A 21,237-nucleotide genomic window follows, 5' to 3' on the forward strand; every position below is an offset into this window, starting at 1 on the left:
ATGAGAGTGGTTTTTATTTGCTGAGGTTTTACGCAATGAGCTTGATCGCTTTTTTGTGTAGGCCTTCAGGCTAGTTCCTGGCGGTTTTTACCCGCTTAAAGTCGTCCCTTTCTGATTTTCTCAGCCGTTCATCCAGGCGCTTTTTCCTGCGGCATGCTCCGACGCCTTGCCCTTTTGCCGAGACGTCACGGATGACCCACGCCGCCCACATTGCCTTTATCGAACATGAGCTCAATGGCTTCAATCAGAGCCTGGCGGAGTATCGCCAGCAGATGAGCGCCTGGTATGCGCGGGCGCTGGATTCGGTCAGCCATGCAGCGGACATGCCGTCGTTGCTGGGGATGGACAGGGTATTGCGGGTGGGGGATTCGCAACGTTCCTTCAGCGTTTCCGATGCGGATTTTTCCACCGTTGCGCGCTGCTCGGCGGGTGGCGAGCTGAAGATCGAGAGCAAGTTCGAGTCGGTGTACGACGTGCCGATCGGCAAAATCCCGGTTGAGGTTATCCGCCTGGAGGACGGCAATTCCACGCAGATCATGCTGGATGAACATGGCAAAGGCTCCCACACCTGCGTGGCTGGCGGGCGCTATCAGGTGCGGGTACAGGGCGGCGTTTCCGCGCAGCAGGTAGACGCGTTGTTTGCCTCCTACGCCGGGCTGACGGCGGATCTGGAGCAATGGCTGCGCGAGCAATGGAACGGCTTCAAACCGTCTTGGCAACAATCGACAGCCAGCGTGATTGGCAGCGGCGTTCTGGCGGGCAGTTGGGCGGCGATCCGGGACGTGTGGGACAGCATCAAGCTGGTGCAGGCGATTCTTGCAGACCCCATGAAGTTCGGCGAGCAACTGGGTGCCGAGGCCGCCAAGTTGGCGCAGCTGGCCAGCGATGCGCCGCAGGTCATGGAAAAGGCCATGTTGCTGGCCAGTGATGAGGCGGCGCTGTACCTGATGGTGCGCACGACGATGCTGTGGCTGGACGCGTTGCCACCGGGCGAGATGGCCGAGGCGGCGGCGGGGTTTGCGGTGTCGCTGCTGATCGACCTGGTGATTGGCGCGGTGTTGATGATCGCGCTGCCAGCGGCGGGTGTGGCGTATCTGAGCTTGCGGTTGATCAAGTATGGCGCGCGGATACTGAATGCGGCTGTGGGCTTTGTGCGTGGCCTGCTCGGGATTCTGAGCAAGTTCATGCAGGCGGTGGATCGCTACAAGGCGGTGGCGGTTCGCGGGGTTGTCGGTGGGCTGAAGCAAGGCACGATGCAGATGCGCTGGCGCGCGCGGCAGAACGCGGTGCTGAAGCAGAAAGAGCATGTGGATGATGTGCCGGCCTCTGCGAAGAACCCGCAGGGCGATGCGGCGGCGCCTGCGGACAAAACCGTCACCAATGGCTGCCCGGTGTCGATGGTCACCGGCGAAGAATTGCTGACCCTTACCGATGGCGCGCTGGACGGGATTTTGCCGTTTGAGTGGACGCGGTTGTATCGCACCAGTGCGGTGGAAGTGGATTGCGGGTTGGGGTTTGGCTGGAGTCATGCGCTGGCGCAGCGGTTGGTGGTTGCGGGTGATTCGGTGGTTTGGACGGATCATGAGAATCGCAGTACGGAGTTTCCGTTGCCTACCGCTGTTCGTCCGGCGATTACCAATAGCTTGGCGGAAGCGGCGATCTATTTGGGTGCTCTGCCCGATGAGTTGGTGCTGGCTCAGGCGTCACGTTTCTACCATTTCCGCGACGGTGTGCTGACGGCGATCAGTGATGCGTATGACAACCGGCTGCGGATTTCTCGTGATCGTTTGGGCCGGATTGAGCGGCTGGATAACGGCGCGGGTCGGTCGCTGTTTTTGCGCTACGAGCTCGGTCGCATTGTGGCAGTGGACTATCAGGTTCATCGCGCCAAAGGGCATGAGCCATATGTGTGGGTGACGGAGCAGAACGTCGTTTCCTACGCCTATGACGACGCTGGGCGACTGGTTTCCGCGACCAATGCTGTAGGTGAAAGTGAGGTTTATCGGTACGACGATCAGCACGTCATTCTTGAGCGGCAACTGGCCGGTGGGGCGAGCTTCTTTTGGGCTTGGGAACGGTCTGGCAAGGCCGCGCGCTGTGTTCGGCATTGGGCCAGTTTTTCGCAGATGGACACGCGCTATGCCTGGGATGATAACGGCAGGGTTACGGTTCACAACGTCGATGGCAGCCAGGAAGTGTATGTCCACGACCAGCGCGCGCGGCTGGTGCAGCGGATTGATCCGGACGGTGCGGAGCATTTCAAATCCTACGACGACAAGGGTCGGCTGACGGTTGAGCAAGACCCGCTGGGGGCGGTGACGGCGTATCAGTATGACGACGCCGGACGTTTGGTGGCGATGTTTCCTGGGGAGGATGAGCCGACTTCCTACGAGCATGACAACGGGTTCGTACGGGTTGTACGGCGGGGCGAGGCGGTTTGGAAGTATGAGCGTAACGAACAAGGCGACGTTACGCGTCAGACAGATCCTGACGGCCACATTACGGACTATACCTACGACAAACATGGGCAACTGATTGGGGTTTGGTATCCGGATAACGGGTGTCATCGGCTGGTTTGGAATGAGCGTGGGCAGCTCGTTGAGGAACAGCTGCCCAATGGTGGGGTTAAGCGTTATCGCTATGACGATGTTGGACGGCAAGTTGCGCGCGAGGATGAGCATGGCGCGCTGACGCAGTATCAATGGGGCGGTGTGGGCCGATTGGTTCGTGTCGTACTTCCAGGCGGTGCAGCGCGAGAATACAGCTACAACCCCTACGGAAAAATCACCTCCGAACGTGACGAATTGGGGCATGTCACCCGCTACGAATATGCCGACGGTTTGCACCTGGTCAGCCGCCGCCTCAACGCCGATGGCACGCAGGTTAAATACCGCTACGACAACGCCCGGCTGCTGCTGACCGAGATCGAAAACGAGGTTGGCGAGACCTACCGGCTTGATTACCACCCCAACGGGCTGATCCAGCAAGAAGTCGGCTTTGACGGTCAACGCACGGCCTATGCCTACGATCTCAACGGCAACCTGCTGGAAAAGACCGAGCACGGCGACGACGGCAGTCAGTTAGTCACCCGCTACGAGCGAGACTTTTCCGGCCGCCTCGTACGAAAAACCCTCCCAGACGGTGGAGTGATCGATTACACCTACGACCGCCAAGGCAACCTCCTCAGCGTCGACGACGGTCACTGGGCGCTAGCCTACGAGTACGACAGCCAAAACCGCCTCATCGCCGACCACCAAGGCTGGGGCACCTTACGCTACGGCTACGACGCCTGCAGCCAACTGAAAACCCTGCGCCTGCCGGACAACAACCGCCTCACCTTCAACCACGACAAAGGCGGCCACCTCGCCACCGTCGAACTGAACGGCAAAACCTTAACGTCCCACCTGTTCAAAACCGGCCGCGAACGCCAGCGCCAACAAGGCCAACTGCTCAGCCACTACCACTACGACGAGCAACACCGCCTCCACGCCCACGCGGTAACTCAAGAAAACCATGACCTCTACCGTCGCCACTACGACTACGACAAATCCGGCAACCTCACCCGCCTGCTAGATACGCGCAAAGGCAATCACCACTACCACTACGACCCCCTCGCCCGTCTGACTCGGGCCGATCACTCGCAAGACGTGCAAGAGCGCTTCGGCCATGACTCGGCCAGCAACCTGCTGATACAGGACCGCCCCGGTCCGGACATCGTGGCGGGGAATCGGTTGGTGATGCAGGGCGATCATCATTACGACTATGACGCGTTCGGCAATCTGATCCGCCAAAGGCGCGGTAAGGGCCACCAGCTCGTTACCGAGTACCGCTACGACTGCCAGCATCGGTTGATTGGTATCACTCAACCCAACGGCCAAACCGCGAGCTACTGCTACGACCCGTTTGGTCGGCGCATCAGCAAAACCGTCGACGACATAACGACGGAGTTTTTCTGGCAAGGCGACAAGCTGGTTGCGGAGCATCACGCGGACAGGCATCGCAGTTATATCTACGAGCCGGACAGTTTCCGTCCGCTGGTCCTGCTGGAGGGCTTTGGTCCAAAACATACCCAGCCCTTCCACTACCAACTCGACCACCTCGGCACCCCGCAGGAACTCACAGCCCCCGACGGGGAAATCGTCTGGTCTGCGCACTACCGCGCCTACGGCCAAATCAGTCGCCTAGACATCGAAAAAATCGACAACCCACTGCGCTTCCAAGGCCAATACTTCGATCAAGAAAGCGGGCTGCACTACAACCGCCATCGCTACTACAATCCAGATATTGGTCGTTACCTGACGCCCGACCCGGTGAAGCTGGCCGGTGGGATCAACACATACCAGTACGTGCCCAATCCTATAGGGTGGGTAGATCCGCTAGGCTTAAACACCTGTCCCGGCGCCAATGTATGTAAACCCGAACATAAAGCCGAGAGCCCAACACGGAACGCAAAAGCTTCCGATGGCGAGCCAACGTTACCAGTTAACACATCAAACCAAGAAAAAACCGTAAGAGTACGACACTATACGAGCAGGGCTGGCTCAAAAGGCATTGAAAAAGAGGGAGCAATATTGGCTCAAGACAGCAATAGAGTTTATCTTGAATCCGCAAAAAGCAAAGTACTAAACCCGACAGAAGCGCAGGACAAATATCACATCAAAAAAAATAAAGGTCGAGATTACATTGAAACGGATGTAGAGGAATCACGATTGGAGTTGATAAAAAACCCCAGATATAACTCTACTGAGCTAACCGTAAAAGGAAACTTGACGTTAAAAAACCCAAAATTCACAAGGAGAAAGTAATGTTAGAAAACAATGAAAAAATAGTACTTCCCGGAAAAGAAGCACTTGACGCTCTTAAAGAAATCGAGTTTATATTGATATCCTTACACAAAATGGGCAGTTATTATGCTGAAAAGCCTGGTGCTCTAGAAGAGTATCGAAAAGCAACCACTGACTTCATCGACGATTGCGCCGTTACACAGCGCTTGGCAAAGGTCCGCAGGATCGTATCTATGCCCTTTGACGACTCTCTCGGTGATGACGAGATGGATGACATGGAAAGATATTTCTCCGATTTAAAATTCTGGGAGCCCAGTCAACCGATGAACCGAACAAGCCCTAGTACAGAAAAGATTACTATCTCAAAGGGAATCATTGAACAAGTCACTTGCAAAAGAAATGAATTACTAGTTTTTTTTACGGACCAACAAGATCAATCACTGCTGATCACTTTTCATAACCCGGCCGCCTTTAAAAGTATAAATGCGATCACCTCTCAATGTGAGATATACGAGGAAAAGGATTCTAACCTTTCGCAAGAGGTAGCACGCATCGCTCCAGACAAATCAGGTAAAAATTATTGCTTCAAGAACAGCAGCAGCGGCGAAGTTATCTTTTCAGTGATAGCGGGTAGCTACAGCATTGAGAGGATATGAGATTGACTGAACACCTGTTTCGGATATATGGCCGACTTGGTAGCCAGCGACCCGGTAACGGATGGATGAGAAGCTGTATCAGCCGGGGAGCACAGACAGTGGATAAATACTCTAAAACTGGAGGAGCCCTTATTTGAGTAAAAGCGTAGATTAATTTGCTGGTAGTGATCCAATCGGGGCTACGACAGACGAAGACAAAAAGTCAGGAAACATCTCGAGAATATTAAGGTCGCAGAAGACCTCAACGGAGGCGACGTCAAAATCTACGACCTTTCATTACTGGGTACAAGACGTTACTTAAGCCTAGATGGCGTGGTTCCTAATAACAAGACCTTCCCGACTGGAAAGCAAATGGGGTAGGAACCAAAGCGAATACAATGAAGTCACCCACTTTAATAAGACACCCAGAAAATGAAAATAATTTGCGTGCCACTCACGACAGAAGCAATGAAATTGCTGGACATAAACGACTGCCCGGACGCTCTACTTGAGACTGTCTCGCTTACTGAAAAAGAACACCAACAATTTTTAAATTCTGGCGCATTAGAAAGCATAAATTATGCGACAGGGAAGATAATCGATGAGTATGAGGACGAAATCATAACCACTCCTGAAGAACTAGAAACAACCTTGCAAATATTGAAAGCCCACTTAAAACCTGAAAACTCAAAAACATTAACCAAATTAATCCAATTAAACGAATTAGCAATCAATAAAAGCACAGGGTTATTTTTCTTTTTTTAACCGTTCAATCTTAAACCCATCGCCAGTTTCATCCAGGACAATACAATCACAGGAAAACAATGCTAGCGTAAAATAAAAAATAGCACTTAATGAAAAGAAAGCACTTGACACCCTTAAAGAGATCGAGTTCATACTGATATTTCTACACAAAATGGGCAGCTATTATGCTTATAAGCCTGGCGCCGTGGAAGAGTATCTATCCTAGGCAACGAGTGTGATTTTTTGTTCGGCTTAGACACTCAGATTACGTCAACCAGAGCCGATAGACTGGATAGACAATACGATGAAAACCAAGCCCTTAGAAAATTTTATAACTGAGTATTTGGCACAGGTAAAAAAAGTAACAAAGCTAATTGAGCGCTGATTCGGAGCCAGACATATTCTGAGCCTTTGGCGCTCCACCACCACACATAGATCCTGCGCGCATGACTGTTGACCGCACGTCCGTCACACTCATGCAAACACCCAAAAATAACTTTGAAAAAGTATGGCGCAGGCTAAGTTATCTTAGAGATATTTCCACCACGGAAGATTTCAAAGTAATACTTTTCGACAAAATGTCTCTCTCCTTCAGATTTTACGCCCCGGAAACGCGTGGAGCCGCGCAACTTATCTGCCTCTCTAAGCACGCAGAACTATTAAACAGAATTATTGCCACGATAAAAATAACAGAAATTCAACAAGGCGATGTATACACCTACATCCATCGCGAACAAAAACGCTATGATTGCCAATAGCAAAACCGGCTAGAGTCGAACTAAATAGAAGCAAAATGAAAATTCGAATTATCGATACATTTTCTGAGCTAGGCGTATTGCACGTGAGCTCCCAATCACCCGTCGGAAGTGGCACTGCCCTATGGAGCGACTCTGTGCCAAAAGCCGGTGAGATCGTTGATATGGAGTTCGATTTGGATGAGGTTTTTTCGTGGGGGAAAAATATGACGCACTCCTCTGAAAAAACACCGAAAATCAGTGCGATAGCCAACGTCACTTATATAACCGCTGAACTATCCCAAGGCGCAGATGAAAAATGCGCCGTATTAAAAATCAGCGACTCAATAATCCTCATCGAACTTGACGGACCGATCCCCCAAGAATCCGGATTTGTTGAGGTAAGAGCAGCCAGGATTCACCTCTACCCAACAAACATTTAACCCCCACCTCACCCCCACCTCACCCCCACGCCACCACCAACAACCCCACCCCCAACACCAAACACAACGGCGAATAAAAATACGTATCCAGCCGCGCAAACCTCGACCCACCGACCTTCTTGAAAAACCCCACCAACTCCGAATCCCCGATTGCCCTGGCAAACATCACCACGGCAATCGCACTGATCCCCCATTGCAGCGCCCCATGCGACACCGGCGAGAAGTACAGCCCGGCCCGCAGGCACACGAGTAGCGCAATCGCCACCAACCCCAGCGCGACCAGGAATGTGCCCAGCGCCGAGGGTTTGAACGCTGGCCGGGGCCCGTGGGCGAATTCGCCGGGCAGTTGGGGGATGGCGGCAAGGCTGCCGAGTTTGCCGCCGGCGGCCCAATACAAGTGCACCATGCTGATGCAGGTAAAAACCCCGACGATCCAACGCGCGATGACAAAGCTCATGGCGGGCGCTCCCTGAAATGTGGGAATGAGGATAGTCGCCCTGAGATTTTTTGTAGGCATTTCGTCGGCGGCTGATGGTAAAGTGCCGCCCCATGAAAATCGCCCGTGCCGACCGCTCGCTCATTGTTTGGATGCTTTACTGCTGCGTCCTGTTCAATGTGTTCGCGTGCAGTATTGGGCATGGGCAGATGCTGGGGATGCAGTTCAACGGCATCGGTGGTCAGTTCTGTACGGTGGACCCGCTTACCCAGGCGCCCAAGTCGACCAACTCCACGGATGAGAGCCTGCCGACGCTGTCAAAGGCGTTTAGTTGCCCGCTGTGTTCGACCGGCGGTATGGGCCCGGCACTGAGTTCCAGCCTGAATGTGGCGGTGTTGCCACAACCCCATGCGCCACCACCGGCGGTGGTGCTTGCCGCTGACATCCCTGCCCGCTTCACCTGGCCTGCGGCCAACCCGCGCGCGCCTCCCGCTTTCGCCTGATCCCTTCGCTTTCTAATTTGCACTGGCCACCGTCCGCATCGGGGAATACGCGCGGCTGTGCGTTGTTTTCAAGCCAAGTTTTTCAGGATTCAACCATGAAACATTTACCCCTGTTGGCGGGCCTGTTCGGCTGCCTGCCTGTCTGTGGCTGGGCGCTTGAGTTGGCCCCCACCACTATTGATGGTGAACAAGCCGCCGAGCCCGGCCTAGCGCTCGACCAATCCAGCGGCATGGCGTCGCGGCTGGGCTTGAGCGTGCGCGAAACCCCGGCATCGGTGGCCATTGCCACCCGCAGCGACATTGAGCGCCATGGCGCCAAGACCTTCCGCGATGCGGCCAACACCTTGCCCGGCGTCAACGCCAGCGCGCCGCCGGGGTTTGGCGGGTTTGTGTCCTACCGTGGATTCACCAGCAGCCAGATCACTCAGATGTTCAACGGCATCAACGTCGCCACCGGCTTGGCCCGGCCGGTGGATGCGTGGATCTATGACCGCGTCGAACTGGTTGGCGGCCCCTCCTCCTTGATCAATGGTGCCGGCGCCGTGGGCGGCTCACTGAACTATGTGACCAAGCTGGCGACCCGCGAGGAGCAAGCGGCAGAAGGCCAGCTCACCTACGGCAGCTACGACACCGCCGGCATGGCCTTTGGCGTCAACCATGCGCTGACGGAACCGGGTGCGGAGGTGCAGCATTACGCGCGTCTGGACGTGAGCCGCAACACCAACCACAGCTATATCGACCGCGACCAGCGGGATGCCTGGAGTGTGGCGTTTTCCCTGCTCAGCGACCTGACGCCCAACCTGTCCCATACCTTGGCGCTGGAATATCAGGATGAACATGAGGACAGCCCGTACTGGGGCACGCCGGTGCTCAACCCCAAGGCGGGTGAGTTGAAAATCGACCGGCACAACCGGTTCAACAACTACAACGTTGCCGATGGTCGTTACGAGCAGCGCACGATCTGGGCGCGTTCGATCATTGATTATCGGATCAACGACAGCACCACGCTGAAGAACACGCTCTATCACTTGGACAGCCAGCGCGACTACCGCAACCTGGAGACCTACCAATACAACGACGACAACAGCGCGGTGAACCGTTCAACGGCCTACCAGGTACGTCATCAGGGCGAACAGAACGGCAACCAGTTCGAACTGCGCCACGACGATACGTTCTTCGGCTTGTCGACCACCTGGTCCGGCGGCTTCGAGTACAAGGTCAACAGCACCACCAACTACCCACTGAACGTGCCGGGTAACAGTAGCGTGGACCCGAACCACTACAACCCAGGGCACTTCTACGACATACCGGGCACCCGGCCGGGCTTCGTCATGGACAAAACCAATGCGGTCACCACCCAGGCACTGTTCGCCGAAAACCGTCTGGGCCTCACCGACAAACTCTCGCTGCTGACCGGCTTGCGCTACGACGCGATCGACCTGGACGTTACCAACCACAGAACGGTGACAGCCACCAACCCACGTCACTTCAGGCGCAGCTGGGAGCCGGTGACCGGTCGCGTGGGCCTGACTTACCAGTTCATCCCGTCGGCCAATGTGTATGTGCAATACAGCACGGCGGCCGAGCAGCCGTCGACCACCACGCAAGTGTTCGACGTGTCGACCGGCAAACAGTGGGAAGTGGGCAGCAAGTTCGATTACCTGGACGGTCGCGGCTCGGCCACCGTCGCGGCCTACAAGATCGAACGCAAGGATTTCGCCGTTACCGACCCGCTGGACCCGAACAACAGCATTCCAGTGGGCGCGCAGTCCTCCAAGGGTCTTGAGTTGGCCAGCTCATTGCGCATCACGCCAAAGCTGCTGGCCGAGGGCAATTTCGCCTGGGTAGATGCCGAATACGATGATTTCAACGAAAAACTCGCCAGCGGCGCGGTGGTCTCACGCAAGGGCAACACGCCCACCAACGTACCCAAGCGCGTAGGCAATCTATGGCTGACTTATGACTTCACACAGGATTGGCAAGGTGGCGTGGATGCGCGGTATGTAGCGCAGGTGTATGCGGACAATGCCAATACCCTGACGGTGCCGGCCTACACGCTGTTCGGGACTTTCCTGCGCTACAAGGTGGACTCACACACCTCATTAACCGGCCGGGTGCGCAACCTGACCAATGAGGTGTATGCGGAGTTTGCACATGTGTCGCCGGCGTATTACCTAGGGTCGCCAAGGACCTTCGAGGTGGCCGTTCAAACCAAGTTCTAAGCCTGAAATACAATCAAAAATGTGGGAGCTGGCTTGCCTGCGATAGCATCACCTCGGTCTACCTGATAAACCGAGGTGCCTGCATCGCGGGCAAGCCCGGCTCCCACACAAGCCCACATTTGAATCTGCATGGAATAGAAAGGTTGTCGGCTTACTTCAAACTCGCCTCAACCTTCTGCGCCACATCCTCCGTCAACCACGCCTTCCACACCTCAGGATGCTCCTTGAGAAACGCCTGTGCCACTTCGCGTGGCGCCGTGTGGTTCTCGCTCATGGTCGCCAAGGCCTTGTTCAGCGGCTCGATGGGAAACTGAACCTTGGTAAAAAATTCGGCAATTTGCGGGTTTGCCTGCTGGAACGGCGTCGATACACCAATGCTCAACTTGGACGCCAACGAGCGGGTCGGCCTCGGGTTGGGGTTATCCGCATCGGTCAGTGTCTTCCACGCATCGGCGTCAAACGGTGGCTCTTCCAGCTGGATCAGCTTGTAACGCCCCATCAACGGCGTCGGCGACCAGTAGTAGAACAACACCGGTTTGCCACGACGGATCGATGACGCAATCTCGGCATCCAGGGCGGCGCCCGAACCACTGCGAAAATTCACGTAGCTGTCTTCCAGGCCGTAAGCCTTGAGCTTTTGTTTGTTGACCACTTCGGAGGTCCAGCCGATGGGGCTGTTGAGAAAGCGCCCCTTGCCTGGCGATTCCGGGTCTTTGAACACATCCTTGTAACGCGCCAGGTCTGTGACGCTTTTGAGGTCCGGCGCCAGAGGCTTGAGGCCCTTGGCAGGGTCGCCCTTGACCACATACTCCGGCACCCACCAGCCTTCAGTGGCGCCCTTGACCGTATCGCCCAGGCCTACCACTTTGCCTTCGGCCTCAGCCTTGATCCACACCGGGCTGCGGCCGGCCCACTCTTCACCAATCACCTGGATGTCGTTTTTCGCCAGCGCGGTTTCCAGGGTGATGGTGGTGCCGGGCAAGGTATCGGTGGGCAGGTCGTAGCCCTTCTCAACAATAAAGCGCAGCACCTCGGTGATCAGGCTGCCACTTTCCCAGTTCAGGTCGGCAAAATGCACCGGAGCTTGGGCGGCCGATACCGGCAGTGAAGCCACCGACAGGCTCAAAGCCGTCAGGGACGCTGCCAACAGGGTTCTCAATCCTTTCATGCCTTGTGCACCTCGCGTTTTCGCAGCCATAGCGGACGGCTTTGCTGCCAATGCGCGAAGCCTCTGATTAGTTAAGTCAACTCAACTGTAGTAGAGGTTCCGGGAGAGCAGAAATACACGCGAGGTTTAACGACTATTCACTGGCCTTGAAAGTCACCAGTTCACCCTTGCGCCACTTGGCGGCCTTTCCGGTTACGGCTTTGAGCGTTTTGGTGAGGTTTTCCTGCAGCTGTTCGTGAGCGGCAAACACCAGCATTACGCTGTGGCCTTCCTTGAACACGATGCCCTGGCCTTCGGGCGAAGAAACAAAGGCGTAATCGCCCAAGCCATACACCGTCAACTTGATATCGCGGAACTTCAATTCGAATTTGCCGCCTTCACGGCTCGGCAGCACCGCCGCGCGAAAATGGTCGCCGACCTTGAGTTCCAGGCGAGGCTTGTCATCCACCACCATCGCCGCCTCGGTGTCGATTTCGGCAATGTAGATGCCTTCCGGCGTCTGTTCGGTGATGTAAACAAAACGGGATTGAAACTGCTTGACCAACTTTGCGCGCAAATCACCCAGCACGAATAACGCGTGCATATCCAGATTACTGACTGCCAAGGAAACGCCCCCACATCGAAAAAGCACCGACCGCCGCAGCGGACAGCACAAAAAAACGGCCGTAACGGCTCGATCACACATTCATTAAAAAACTGAAGAGAACCCGCTGCTGCGCTGTAAGACTAGTACACAGCTGCGCGATGGACCTTGTGCAAGTCATCAGGCGCCACAGGAAATCACAGGTTCAAGGACCTGAGAATACAGGCCCGTCAGCTTCAGAGAATAACCCAATTAAAAACGCAGTTTCCGACAGCATACACATCACAAAATACCTGGCCATGGAACCAGGCCAACGCTGTGGACGACAATACTAAAACAGCAACGCGGGTCAAAACCACCTGAAAACGCTGCGGGCAAGTCAACAAGATCGACCGACAGGAGCCGGCCATGCAAACACGTCAACTCAATGCTACGTCTTCCCGCACTCGTTCATCATGTCCAGACGAGCGTCAATACTACTGCCTGGACAGCCCCGACGGGTACTCCAATTCCGTTCTTTACCAAGTTGTACCGGCGGGCCGCAATTTCTTTCATATTCTGGAAGTGACCAGCGGCAGGATCAGAGGCTTTCGCAGCAACCACATCCGGGCCTGCGAATTGGCTAAAAAGCTTGAAGCCAACCGGCTGACCTTTCACCCAGGCATCGTTTCGTCATCTGGATGAGTTTACTGCGCCGCCGCCCCTCAACAACTGCCATACTGGCCCGTCCATTGAAGTTTGCCCCTATCGGGTCAGGTTTTATCAGTGCAGTTACCTTGAAGGGAAGGCTATACGTGACGGAATTTGATATTGGCGAATTTTTCATCCATGGCGATGCGAGGGAAGTTGACGGTGAGTTTCAAGCGGTGATCATCATGCGGGCCAAACCACCGCTGACCACGGTCACAACACACCAGGTAGAAAAAGATCGTTGGTTCAAAACTGTCGACGCCGCTGCAACGGCGGCAAAAGATGCCGCCAAGGCACTTAAATCCGCCGTGGATTCAGGTGCACTCAATTCCTGACAATCCGATAGAACTCTGCCGCCTCCTGCGCCTCACATGCACAACGACCATCACCTTGCATGGAGAACACTATGGACGCGCCAATCCCCACTCTCGAAACACTGTTTGAACAATTGGGCCTGGATTCAACCCCGGAGGCAATCGACGCATTCATCGATGCGCACCCGCTGGCTGAAGACGTGAAGCTGATCGATGCGCCTTTCTGGACGCCGCAACAAGCGGCGTTCCTGAAAGAAGAACTGCGTGAGGACGCCGAATGGGCTATCCCCGTGGACGAACTGAACCAGCGCCTGCATCAACCTCACTAACCCAGCTTCAATGCAGGCTGTCGGATTGCTCCAGGCGCAATAACGCCTCCCAGGCAGCCTTGCACTCCTGCGCTTCGTCGCGACTGGCGAATGCCGTGCCGCGTTGCTCGCCATTGAGCAGCACGACCCAGCAGGCTTTCTGACCCAGCGAACGCAGGGTTTCGGGAACACCACTGCCGATCATCACGGCGACATCGACTTTGTTTTGCATGGAGCTTCTCCGCCACATTAGTTAGCTACCTAACAATGTCGGCCATGCTACGGTTTTCTTCCCGTTGGAAAAAGCTATCCCCGGAATAGCTCCGTTGCATAAACAGCAACAATCGCTAGCGTGCCGGCTTCGTCGCCTGCGGTTTATAGCCCAGACGCAAGCCGCCCCAATGCCGCCCGTTGACCATGATCGGCACCGACAAGTCGTGCATCAACTCGCCGGTATCGCGCGTATAGGTCTGCAACAGCACTGCCTGTTGATGGCTGCCACAGCGGATGCCGGTACGGTCTTCGAACTTGCGCTTGGTGCGGTTCTGCACCGCATCGACGTGCGCGTCGCCAGTGAGCGCCTGGGAAAAAGCCTTGTTGTGTGTCGGCACATAACCCTGAGGCGTGCAGGCAATGGCGAATACCAATCCCTCATGGCGCGGCAGCAGCGCTTCCTGGATCGCCGGCAAAACCTCATCGGTGTAACGGTCAAAACGCGTGTGGTATTTGCTCGGGCTGGTATTCGGGATCGGCGTGTAACTGCGGTCGAACAAGTCCTGCAGGCTGATGCGGTTTTGCAATACATCGGCCTCGAACTGCTCGGCGATGCGGTGTGCACCCTCGCGGGCCAAATCATAGATGCGCTGGTGATAGTCATCCAGGCCGACTTCGGCCAAGCGCTCGCTGATGGTTTCGGCTTGCCCTTCCATTTGCACGGCGGCGTCGGCCAGTTGGCGGGTTTGCTGGTCGCTCACGGTCAGATCGCTGCGCATCTGCTCCACCGCATGGAACAGGCTGTCGAGTTGCGCGCGGTTGGTGTCGGTGCCCTGCGCAATTTCATTCACTTGCCCTTCCACATCCGCCGCCAGGCTGGCGATGCTCTCCAGTTGTTCGCCGGCGTGCTCCACCTGTTCAACGCCCGTGTGCAGGTCCGCCGACAACTGGCGAATCTGCTCCACCACCTGCGCCGTGCGTTGCTGGATATCAGCGACCATCACCCCAACCTCATCGGTCGCCGTGGCAGTACGCCCGGCCAGGCCGCGCACTTCATCGGCAACCACGGCAAACCCGCGCCCATGCTCACCGGCCCGCGCCGCTTCAATGGCCGCGTTCAAAGCAAGCAGGTTGGTCTGGCTGGCAATTGATTGGATCACCAGCGTGACGCGCTGGATTTCTTCACTGCGCAGGCTCAAGGCTTCAATCAACTCGCGACTGGCGTCGGCACGCTGGCTGAGCTGGCGCATGCGGGTGATTGACTCGACCAGCACTTCACGGCCCTGCGTACTGTGCTGATGCGCCTGGCTGGCCGCGCCCAAGGCTTGGCGGCTAAGTTGGGAGGTGACCTGCTCAGTGCCGATCATGACTTCGGCGCTGCTGACGATCTGCCTGGCTGCGCTTAATTGCGATTGCAACCGGGCCGCCAATTGCTTGACCGAATAGGCCACGCCGGCAGCGGACAGCGCGTTATGGCTGGTGGTGTAGGAAAGATCGCGAGTCAGCTCGCCCATCGTATCGGCGACGGGGACAGGCGCCACGCGGTGCGTTCGACTTTTAAGGGTGGGCAGCCATATCACCAGCAAGGCCAGCGGCAGGCACAGGTACAGCGGCAAGCCAGCAAACGCCAGGCCCAGCAGAACCAGCACCAGGGCGGTGCTCTGCAAGAGCGGCGTCAGCCAGCCGGGCAGCGCGCGCACCCGCGCGTGCACGGGCACTGCTGCGCCCATCAGAGATCCGTCTCCAGCCATCGTCGTTACCCCACTGCTTGTCGTTATTGTTTCTGCATTAAACGCCACTATCGGGCCATTATCCATGGGCCGTTAGTGGGAGGCTTGCAGCAGATCAATAGACAGGGGCGTAACCGGTATTTCTCTTGAGCGCCGCATCAGCAGCGCCCAACTTCAGCACATCAGGCTTGACGCTGGTGCTTGTCGATCTGCTCGTGGCGCTCTTGCGCTTCGATGCAGTACTTGGTGGTCGGGCTGATCAGCAGGCGCTTGAGGCCGATAGGCTCGCCGCTGTCGTCGCACCAGCCAAAGGAATCTTCCTTGATGCGTTCCAGTGCACGCTCAAGCTGCGGCAGCATGCGCTGGTCGCGATCGATGGCATTGACCAGCCAGGTGCGTTCTTCTTCAACGGACGCCGCGTCAGCCGGGTCAGCCGGGGTGTCCAGGCTTTCGATGGCGATACGGTTCTGTTCAATGCGCTCGTGGTGTTCCACTTTCATGTCTTGCAGCAGCTGCTCGAAAAAAGCGTGCTGTTCGGCATTCATGTAGTCATCCGCCGGCATGGCCAGCAACTTTTCCTTTGTCATTGATTTCTCTATAAAAAATACGTGCATTAAGGCGAATAAGGGAGCGTTCCGGCAGACCTCTGCAGGCCTCGGAAAGGCGCCGTCCATTTCAAGCGCCACCCGGCACTCAATTTACGAGGGGCGGCAGTCTAAGGCCGACTTGAGGGCTCAGCAACTGAAAAGACAGGCATTTTTTCCCAATTAACCCCCAAAGGCACCAGGACGGGCTTGGCGAATGGTCATCGGAGTGCGTTTATAGCAAGAAATTCAGTGTTGTGGAGCTATATAGAAGACAAACGGTTGAATAAGGCCACCAGGCCTATGCGCAAGGGCGATCCAACAGATCTCAGCACGCGGTGGCGGCAGTTACATACCTCCCGTCGAAAATTCGCCGCGGTATAGATAGAGGCTCCGAAGTTTCCCTACCGAACAGGACCTCTCATGCCCGCAATCCCCTCCGCCCATCGCGCGCTCCCCGCACAAGCCGTCAGCGCACAATTTGCTTCACGCCCGACGCTGGACACTGTTACCCGGCAACTGCTGACAGAGCTGATCCGGCAACACTATCCAACCTTGGTCATTGATCTGTCCCGTACACAATTGGCCATACCCAGTCCCACCGGAGGCTGGACTCTGCATCCGCTCATGGCCCGCGTGCTCGAGTTTCTCGCCACCGGCACCGAGCTGGACTTAAGTGACCGGCACGGCGAGTCCTGCTACCTCACCGACGCTCCGCCTAGCCGTCTCAAGCTTGCAGCCCCGGCGACCTCCGCCCTCGACATGAACATCATCGAAAACATAATCAAGCAATTGCCCTTGACCCTGCCGACAGCCCTGCAAAACGCCCTGGCCACTTATTGGCGCGAAGAGGCCGACAACGGCCTGTCACGCTGGCGCTGGCTCAGCGATTGGCTGGCCGACAACCTCAGGGTCGCCGCCATCAGCCAGGCGGAGTTGGACGGCACTGAGCGTGAAATGCTTGAACAACTGATCAGCTACCCCGACCGCTACGAACGTATCCGTCGATTCGGGGCCAACGCCGTGCGCGCCTATTACCCGCGGGCGACGCTCAAGGAAGGTCAACAGACACTCCCCCTGCTCAGCCCGCACCTGTTGTTGACCCAGGCAACCCGGGTCCTGCTCTGCCAAACCACCGGTGTCTGCGAACGTTTTTCGTCCATGGACGCCAGCCTCCAGGCCTGGGCCCGACAGGTTGCGCAGCCCTACGTGGTCGAGCACATCACCACCCAACAATGGGAGCCCGACGGCAACGTTTTCGACATCCAGGCGGCACTGATGCTCAATCAGCAACTGGAAGACCTGGGCGCCCTCACCCTGCCCACCCGCCTGGAACTCGATACACTTCGCGCGCTGTGCCTGGAGATCGGCAACCCCGCCCACTCTTTTCTTGAGGCGCCGACCTCTGCCGCGAAGCTACAGACGACACTGCGCCAACACACCCCGGCCTGGCTGCAACGTGCCAGCGCGGCTGACCAGCTACGCTATGGACGCTATAGCCTGGCCTTGGCCAGCGCCAAGAAACGCAGCAACGGCCACACCTTTCTCAGCGATATTCCAGACATCTACACCTTCGCAACCAATGCCCTGTTGCAACAGCTGAAACACGATGAGATCACCTTCGACAAGGTGACGCCCGAACAGTCGAAGGCCACACAGTTTCACCCTGATGACCTGCAATTGACATTCAGCGTGGCCGTCGGATACCCAGGAGGCTCCGGCTTCGTCGAGCCCGTGCACATGAGCCTCACTGAGCTGGCCATCAACAACCTGCAGGGCCAGCCCCGTGGGCAACTCACCGTACGACATCGCCGCTCGCTGCCCCTGCCAACCTGGCTGACGCCCGACTACATCAAAGGCCGCGGCGGGCTGATCGAGCAGGTCGATATTGGCAAGGCCTACCCCGAATTGCTCGACACCCAATTGCTCGGCGACAGTGACCAGGCGCGGCAACGCACAGAGCGCTTCGCACAACACACCGTCGCACAGCTGCCAATGCTGGCCCTGGAATGGGCGCTGAACAACCAGCACGGCATGACCCTGCGCGGGGCTCGCTACGTCGCCGCACTGATGGGCGAGCGCATTGAGCAACGCCAGGTCGAAGGCCAGGCCATCGTCATTCGCCACCTCGCCCTGGTGCGCAAATCCCAAGCGACACCGGATGTTGTCACCAATATGTACATCATCGAATCCGAGAGCGCCCTCGCCGGCCCACACCTGCTGTACCGGCCCTTGTATGCCGATCCCCTCCGGGAGTTCGCCAGCCGCGAGGACTTGCTGCAGGCCATTGCCCACCCTGGTGAATTGCAGACCAGTGTGCTGACCTGGTTGTCCGACGGCGCGAGGCCGGTCTACGCCAACGGTGGATTCCAGGAACCCCATTACCCGCGATTTGGCATGGGCGATGAGTTCAGCGTCCCTGACGTACCGCAACCCGCTACCCTAGCGACTGATGGCAGCAACGACGAGCTGAGGCAATTTCTGTCCAGCGGCCAACTGATGCAGTTCTTGTATGGCAGTAACGCACGGGCGCTGGTCGATCAGGCTGATCGCGCCTCGGTTTCCAACCACGAGAGCCGCTGGCGCGTGCTGCTTGAAGGCGCCGGCCTGCTGTTCAACACCCTGCTGCTGCCCCTGGCCCGAGGCCCCCTTATGCTCACGGGTTGGCTGCTCAGCCTGATGAGCAGTGCCAGCCATGATATTCCAGCCCTTGGCAGCGATGATCCGGTGACCCGGGAATTGGCGCTGGTCGACCTGTTGCTGAACATCGGCATGCTGATGCACCAATGGCTACCGCCGACGACATCGCCCTCGACACCGCTGACTAACGATGTCAGGCAACAAGCCCTTCGTTCACCGATTACCAGGCTGGGCGACGAGCACTGGCCACCAGCACCCGCCCCTGCGGTGCACCAAGGTCCTACCGTACTGGAAAACGAAGGGCTAGCGAGGGACGCTACGGTGTTCGATTTCAGCTTTTCCAACGCCCACCACCGACTCACGCCCAGCCAACGCGAACGGCTGGCCGGGTTCAGGGCACCCAAGCCCGAGCCATTGCCCACGCCCCAGTTGGACGGGCCACGCAGAGGGCTGTATTCGTACCTGGGAGACTGGTACGCCTTGCTGGATACCCAGTGGTACAAACTGAGCCCTGAACGCGACGCAGGCGTGGTGATTGTCGACCCCATCGACCCCACCCGGCTGGGGCCTTTCCTGCAAACCGACGGTTTGGGCAACTGGTCGCTGGACTTGCGCCTGCGCCTGCGCGGTGGGATGCCAGCCAAACGCATTGCCGCCGAACGAAAGCGCCAGGCCGAGCGCAAAATACAGCTCAACGCGCAATACGAGCAATTTTCCAACGCCCAACAAGCTCAGCAAAAAAAAGCTGACGACGCAGAAATGCTCATGACCCTGGCGGCCGCCAACCCCAAGTACTCCGACGCAGCAAAGGCCAGCACCCGCAGGGCCTTCGACAGGGCTTTATACGAACAGAGTGAGGGGTATCGAAAAATACTCGACAGTCGCAAAGAGCGTGAAGCGTTGCACATTCCCTTCCCGGCCCAGGTCAGTGCCACACTGCTGGAAAACACCATCAATAACGCACGCAAGTCAGTCGTGATCGCCGACATGGACCGCAAAGCGCTCTATGCCATGCACCAGGAGTTCATGGGTGGGGGGATCGAACGGACACCCGTCATGCTCGCCAACGTTGCCCATCACTTACAATTTCTCAATGAGATGAGTGAAATCAATGAGCGGCAGATAAAAGCCCTGGAACTCAAGGATCACTACCTGTTGGAGTTATTCAATCTGGGCCAGCCCGGCCTGGAAAGCTATAACCGCCTGACCATGAACCGCCCTGCCGAGCTTGGCGCATTGGCGATCAAGTACCAGCAACTCAATACCCTTAAATACCTGAGCGTCAAAATCTGGGACCATAGCGCCAACACCGAGTTGTATTCCGTGCTTGAGCCGCTGCACCCCCAAGTGCGCACCCACGCTGAACTCAGCACCCTTAGCCTGACGCCGGATGAGCGCCTGAACGTACTGGACAGTCTATTCCGGCACTACGGTCAGGCGCTGGACGCGCTGCAAAGCATGGCCATGGTTCATGCCGACAACTTGCACATGACGCCTTTCCAACACATACAAAAACTGCTGACAGAGCTGTACCAGGATGCCATGCAGCAGTTGGCCGCCGAGATCAAGCCTGAACCCCACACGGTCAAGCACCCTCCCAAGCATCCTCGGCCTGCTGACGGCGGCCCGCAGAAAAAGGTGATCAAGACCCGCAGGCAAGGCGTGTTGATCGGCGACCTGAAGCCTGCCGACGCAGCGTTTCCAATCGATAGGGTCGAAGTGCGCTCCGTAGAGGGTGACCAACTGCTGGGCACTTACTCACAGCGCGAGCACCAATGGGACGAAATCATAGAGATACGCCCCAGCGCCCCGCCGCCGCCGCCAGGCACGCGGGCACTGAGTGTGGTCAAAGGTGAGGCGCGCAAATACCTGCAGGAGCTCACGCCGATCCTCAAGCGTGAGGCCGGCTATGCAAAGGTTTCCAAGTTTCCTGTCGAGATCCAGGAGAGTCTGCAGAAGGAGGCTCGCCGATTCACCGAGCTGGCCGACGAACTCTATCGATCCATCCAGGCCAAGCCGGAGGATTCAAGAGTGCTTGCCGACCAGACCCTGCTGGACGAGATGCGAGCGGCGGTCACGACCTTGACCACCAAGGGCCAGGAACTGCGCGTCCAGTACTCACTGGAACTGCCGCCGAACGACGCTAACCTGGTGTACTTGCTGGACCAGGACCTCGTGCAACTGGCCAGGCTCGGCTCACGCATTGAGATGCGAGGCGTCCGACAGGATTTCATCCAGGAGTACGCGGTCAACGACAAACGCGGCTATCCGCTGTGGTATGCACATTTTCATTACGCCAAAGCCGACACACCCAAGCACGACTACACCGTGGCCCACCTGAAAAAAAAGAATCAACGTAAGGACAGTTACTACTCGCTCCTGGCCAACGCCCGGGGCCCACAAAGCGTGGTGGATGTGCACCATGGCACAATCGGCCGTGAACTGGCAGAGCGCCGGTTCCTGCCTTTGGCCCCGTAAACCCTGGAGCGAGCGTGCTCGCCAGGAT

17 protein-coding genes are annotated in these 21,237 nt (G+C 57.1%); 11 read left to right on the plus strand and 6 right to left on the minus strand.

The genetic code is table 11. The features are described 5' to 3' along the window. The first annotated feature begins 191 nt into the window (after positions 1-191). The 5 genes from L8K08_RS12950 (at position 192) to L8K08_RS12970 (ending at position 7,340) form a co-directional block, all read left to right on the plus strand. Entirely contained in the window at positions 192-4,805 is a 4,614-nt protein-coding gene (locus tag L8K08_RS12950) for an RHS repeat-associated core domain-containing protein (RefSeq protein ID WP_242197468.1), read from the plus strand. Further along, positions 4,805-5,440, plus strand: a complete 636-nt coding sequence (locus tag L8K08_RS12955) for a hypothetical protein (protein WP_242197470.1) — start codon at positions 4,805-4,807, stop codon at positions 5,438-5,440. Before L8K08_RS12950 ends, L8K08_RS12955 begins: the two co-directional genes overlap by 1 nt. 447 nt (positions 5,441-5,887) lie before the next feature. Next, positions 5,888-6,184 (plus strand): hypothetical protein, encoded by a 297-nt coding sequence (locus tag L8K08_RS12960; RefSeq protein WP_242197473.1) that lies wholly within the window; start codon positions 5,888-5,890, stop codon positions 6,182-6,184. A 425-nt stretch (positions 6,185-6,609) separates the two neighbouring features. Further along, positions 6,610-6,921: a hypothetical protein gene (locus tag L8K08_RS12965; protein ID WP_242197476.1), complete on the plus strand. Its 312-nt coding sequence runs from the start codon at positions 6,610-6,612 to the stop codon at positions 6,919-6,921. A 35-nt stretch (positions 6,922-6,956) separates the two neighbouring features. After that, the gene (locus L8K08_RS12970) at positions 6,957-7,340 is read left to right on the plus strand and encodes a hypothetical protein (RefSeq protein WP_242197479.1); all 384 of its coding nucleotides are present in this window, start codon (positions 6,957-6,959) and stop codon (positions 7,338-7,340) included. A gap of 19 nt (positions 7,341-7,359) precedes the next feature. Here L8K08_RS12970 and L8K08_RS12975 read toward each other — a convergent pair whose 3' ends face one another. After that, a complete protein-coding gene (locus tag L8K08_RS12975; RefSeq protein ID WP_242197482.1) occupies positions 7,360-7,797 on the minus strand; it encodes a DUF3995 domain-containing protein in 438 nt (145 codons plus the stop codon). A gap of 92 nt (positions 7,798-7,889) precedes the next feature. Here L8K08_RS12975 and L8K08_RS12980 point away from each other — a divergent pair, with 92 nt between their 5' ends. Together L8K08_RS12980 and L8K08_RS12985 are read left to right on the plus strand one after the other, a co-directional pair. Further along, positions 7,890-8,279, plus strand: coding sequence for a DUF2946 domain-containing protein (locus tag L8K08_RS12980; protein ID WP_242197485.1), 390 nt, complete (start codon positions 7,890-7,892; stop codon positions 8,277-8,279). 95 nt (positions 8,280-8,374) lie between these two features. Beyond that, positions 8,375-10,501 (plus strand): TonB-dependent receptor, encoded by a 2,127-nt coding sequence (locus tag L8K08_RS12985; protein WP_242197488.1) that lies wholly within the window; start codon positions 8,375-8,377, stop codon positions 10,499-10,501. Positions 10,502-10,652: 151 nt separating this feature from the next. Here the strand turns inward: L8K08_RS12985 and L8K08_RS12990 are convergent, their stop codons facing one another. Next, the gene (locus tag L8K08_RS12990; RefSeq protein WP_242197491.1) at positions 10,653-11,669 is read right to left on the minus strand and encodes an ABC transporter substrate-binding protein; all 1,017 of its coding nucleotides are present in this window, start codon (positions 11,667-11,669) and stop codon (positions 10,653-10,655) included. A 133-nt stretch (positions 11,670-11,802) separates the two neighbouring features. Beyond that, positions 11,803-12,252 (minus strand): hypothetical protein, encoded by a 450-nt coding sequence (locus L8K08_RS12995; protein ID WP_178119737.1) that lies wholly within the window; start codon positions 12,250-12,252, stop codon positions 11,803-11,805. 408 nt (positions 12,253-12,660) lie between these two features. On the opposite strand from L8K08_RS12995, the gene L8K08_RS13000 reads away from it, so the two are divergent. The 3 genes from L8K08_RS13000 to L8K08_RS13010 all read left to right on the plus strand — a co-directional run bounded on the left by L8K08_RS13000 (position 12,661) and on the right by L8K08_RS13010 (position 13,585). Then, entirely contained in the window at positions 12,661-12,936 is a 276-nt protein-coding gene (locus L8K08_RS13000) for a hypothetical protein (protein WP_242197494.1), read from the plus strand. A gap of 110 nt (positions 12,937-13,046) precedes the next feature. Beyond that, entirely contained in the window at positions 13,047-13,277 is a 231-nt protein-coding gene (locus L8K08_RS13005) for a hypothetical protein (RefSeq protein ID WP_119741687.1), read from the plus strand. Between the two features lie 71 nt (positions 13,278-13,348). Then, a complete protein-coding gene (locus L8K08_RS13010; protein ID WP_106580278.1) occupies positions 13,349-13,585 on the plus strand; it encodes a DUF2789 domain-containing protein in 237 nt (78 codons plus the stop codon). Positions 13,586-13,592: 7 nt separating this feature from the next. Here the strand turns inward: L8K08_RS13010 and L8K08_RS13015 are convergent, their stop codons facing one another. From L8K08_RS13015 to L8K08_RS13025, 3 genes are all read right to left on the minus strand, one after another. Continuing rightward, positions 13,593-13,796 (minus strand): hypothetical protein, encoded by a 204-nt coding sequence (locus L8K08_RS13015; RefSeq protein ID WP_242197497.1) that lies wholly within the window; start codon positions 13,794-13,796, stop codon positions 13,593-13,595. A gap of 115 nt (positions 13,797-13,911) precedes the next feature. Beyond that, positions 13,912-15,507: a methyl-accepting chemotaxis protein gene (locus L8K08_RS13020; protein ID WP_242197498.1), complete on the minus strand. Its 1,596-nt coding sequence runs from the start codon at positions 15,505-15,507 to the stop codon at positions 13,912-13,914. 182 nt (positions 15,508-15,689) lie between these two features. Continuing rightward, the gene (locus L8K08_RS13025) at positions 15,690-16,094 is read right to left on the minus strand and encodes a TraR/DksA C4-type zinc finger protein (protein WP_010564800.1); all 405 of its coding nucleotides are present in this window, start codon (positions 16,092-16,094) and stop codon (positions 15,690-15,692) included. Between the two features lie 624 nt (positions 16,095-16,718). Here L8K08_RS13025 and L8K08_RS13030 point away from each other — a divergent pair. After that, the gene (locus tag L8K08_RS13030) at positions 16,719-21,209 is read left to right on the plus strand and encodes a DUF6543 domain-containing protein (protein ID WP_242197501.1); all 4,491 of its coding nucleotides are present in this window, start codon (positions 16,719-16,721) and stop codon (positions 21,207-21,209) included. Positions 21,210-21,237 lie beyond the last annotated feature (28 nt).

This window comes from Pseudomonas sp. TREG-RG-20F-10-E-6-01, assembly GCF_022662455.1.
GTDB lineage: Bacteria > Pseudomonadota > Gammaproteobacteria > Pseudomonadales > Pseudomonadaceae > Aquipseudomonas.